Source organism: Streptococcus mitis, assembly GCF_003943905.1.
In the GTDB taxonomy this organism is placed as follows: Bacteria; Bacillota; Bacilli; order Lactobacillales; family Streptococcaceae; genus Streptococcus; species Streptococcus mitis_BC.
This window is the reverse complement of the sequence record NZ_RJNS01000010.1, coordinates 1-3,323: the sequence shown is the minus strand read 5'-3', so window position 1 is coordinate 3,323 and position 3,323 is coordinate 1. Positions and strand designations below refer to the sequence as shown.

At 46.8% G+C, this 3,323-nt stretch carries 1 pseudogene; it reads right to left on the bottom strand.

Annotated elements, in window-relative coordinates:
* Window positions 1-3,323 (bottom strand): annotated as a pseudogene (locus D8854_RS09970) (accessory Sec-dependent LPXTG-anchored adhesin); the annotation flags it as partial.

The following is a 3,323-nucleotide window of genomic DNA, read 5'->3' as shown; positions in this document are numbered from 1 at the left end:
TTGCTGAGTGAAACTGACTCACTTGCACTTACAGATTCAAGGTAGCTAGGAAGGTTAAACTCTGGCTTAGATTCGCTTGTTGGCTCACCCTTACTATAGCTGAATGAGTTAGATTGTTGTGACGCACTTGTACTCAAACTGCTTGAAACGCTATTGCTCAAGCTTACTGAAGTACTTGTTGAAACTGAAGTACTACTTGAGTTGTTGCTTGCTGATTCAGATGCACTGATTGAGGCTGATACGCTATTGCTCAAACTTGTGCTTGCTGAGTGGCTCGCACTAATTGAAGCAGACACGCTGTTGCTCATGCTTGTGCTTGCTGAGTGGCTTGCACTGATTGAGGCAGACACGCTGTTGCTCATGCTTGTGCTTGCTGATACTGAAGCACTAATTGAAGCAGATACGCTGTTACTCAAGCTTGTGCTTGCTGATTGGCTCGCACTGATTGAAGCAGATACGCTGTTACTCAAGCTTGTGCTTGCTGATTCAGATGCACTGATTGAGGCAGACACGCTGTTGCTCATGCTTGTGCTTGCTGATTGGCTCGCACTGATTGAAGCAGACACGCTGTTGCTCATGCTTGTGCTTGCTGATTGGCTCGCACTGATTGAAGCAGATACGCTGTTACTCAAGCTTGTGCTTGCTGATTGGCTCGCACTAATTGAAACAGACACGCTGTTGCTCAAGCTTGTGCTTGCTGATTCAGATGCACTGATTGATGCTGACACGCTGTTGCTCATGCTTGTGCTTGCTGATACTGAAGCACTAATTGAAGCAGATACGCTGTTACTCAAGCTTGTGCTTGCTGATTGGCTCGCACTGATTGAAGCAGACACGCTGTTACTCAAGCTTGTGCTTGCTGATTGGCTCGCACTAATTGAAACAGACACGCTGTTGCTCAAGCTTGTGCTTGCTGATTCAGATGCACTGATTGATGCTGACACGCTGTTGCTCATGCTTGTGCTTGCTGATTGGCTCGCACTGATTGAGGCTGACACGCTGTTGCTCAAGCTTGTGCTTGCTGATACTGAAGCACTGATTGAAGCAGATACGCTGTTACTCAAGCTTGTACTTGCTGATTCAGATGCACTAATTGAAGCAGACACGCTGTTGCTCATGCTTGTGCTTGCTGATTGGCTCGCACTGATTGAAGCAGACACGCTGTTGCTCATGCTTGTGCTTGCTGATACTGAAGCACTAATTGAAGCAGATACGCTGTTGCTCAANCTTGTGCTTGCTGATTCAGATGCACTAATTGAAGCAGACACGCTGTTGCTCAAGCTTGTGCTTGCTGATTGGCTCGCACTGATTGATGCAGACACGCTGTTGCTCAAGCTTGTNCTTGCTGATTGGCTCGCACTGATTGAGGCAGACACGCTGTTGCTCATGCTTGTGCTTGCTGATTCAGATGCACTGATTGAGGCAGACACGCTGTTGCTCAAGCTTGTACTTGCTGATTCAGATGCACTGATTGAGGCAGATACGCTGTTGCTCAAGCTTGTGCTTGCTGATTGGCTCGCACTGATTGAGGCAGACACGCTGTTGCTCATGCTTGTGCTTGCTGATTCAGATGCACTGATTGANGCAGATACNCTGTTGCTCAAGCTTGTGCTTGCTGATTCAGATGCACTGATTGAAGCAGATACACTGTTGCTCAAGCTTGTGCTTGCTGATACTGAAGCACTGATTGAGGCAGACACGCTGTTGCTCATGCTTGTGCTTGCTGAGTGGCTCGCACTTACAGACGCTGAAGCTGATTGGCTTGAGCTTACTGATGCTGAAGTTGATTGACTTGAGCTTACTGATGCGCTTGCTGATTGGCTTGCACTTACAGACGCTGAAGCTGATTGGCTTGCAGATACTGATGCTGAAGTTGATTGACTTGCTGATACAGATGCTGAAGCTGATTGACTAGCTGATACAGATGCTGAAGCTGATTGACTTGCACTTACAGACGCTGAAGCTGATTGGCTTGCAGATACTGATGCTGAAGTTGATTGACTTGAGCTTACTGATGCGCTTGCTGATTGGCTTGCTGATACAGATGCTGAAGCTGATTGACTTGCTGATACAGACGCTGAAGCTGATTGACTTGCTGATACAGATGCGCTAGCTGATTGGCTTGCTGATACAGATGCTGAAGCGCTTTGACTTGCTGATACAGATGCGCTANCTGATTGGCTTGCTGATACAGATGCTGAAGCTGATTGGCTTGCAGATACTGATGCGCTAGTTGATTGACTTGCAGATACTGATGCTGAAGCTGATTCACTTGCAGATACTGATGCTGAAGCGCTTTGGCTTGCAGATACTGATGCTGAAGTGCTTTGGCTTGCAGATACTGACGCTGAAGCTGATTGACTTGAGCTTACAGAAGCTGAAGCACTTTGGCTTGCAGATACTGATGCTGAAGCTGATTCACTTGCAGATACTGATGCTGAAGCTGATTGGCTTGAGCTTACTGATGCTGAAGTTGATTGGCTTGCACTTACTGACGCTGAAGCTGATTGACTTGCTGATACAGATGCGCTAGCTGATTGGCTTGCTGATACAGATGCTGAAGCTGATTGGCTAGCACTTACAGACGCTGAAGCTGATTGACTTGCACTTACAGACGCTGAAGTTGATTGGCTTGCAGATACTGATGCGCTAGTTGATTGGCTAGCTGATACAGATGCTGAAGCTGATTGGCTTGAGCTTACTGATGCTGAAGTGCTTTGGCTTGCAGATACTGATGCTGAAGCTGATTGGCTAGCTGATACAGATGCTGAAGTTGATTCACTTGAGCTTACTGATGCGCTAGTTGATTGGCTTGCACTTACAGACGCTGAAGTTGATTCACTTGCAGATACTGATGCTGAAGTTGATTGGCTAGCTGATACTGATGCTGAAGCTGATTGGCTTGCAGATACTGATGCGCTAGCTGATTGGCTAGCTGATACAGACGCTGAAGCTGATTCACTTGAGCTTACTGATACTGAAGTTGATTGACTAGCTGATACAGACGCTGAAGCTGATTCACTTGAGCTTACTGATGCTGAAGCTGATTGGCTTGCAGATACAGACGCTGAAGTTGATTGGCTTGCACTTACAGATGCTGAAGCTGAGGCACTTGAGCTTACTGATGCTGAAGCTGATTCACTTGAGCTTACTGATGCTGAAGCTGATTGGCTTGCACTTACAGATGCTGAAGCTGAGGCACTTGAGCTTACTGATGCGCTAGTTGATTGGCTAGCTGATACAGATGCTGAAGTTGATTCACTTGAGCTTACTGATGCGCTTGCTGATTGGCTTGCACTTACAGACGCTGAAGTTGATTCACT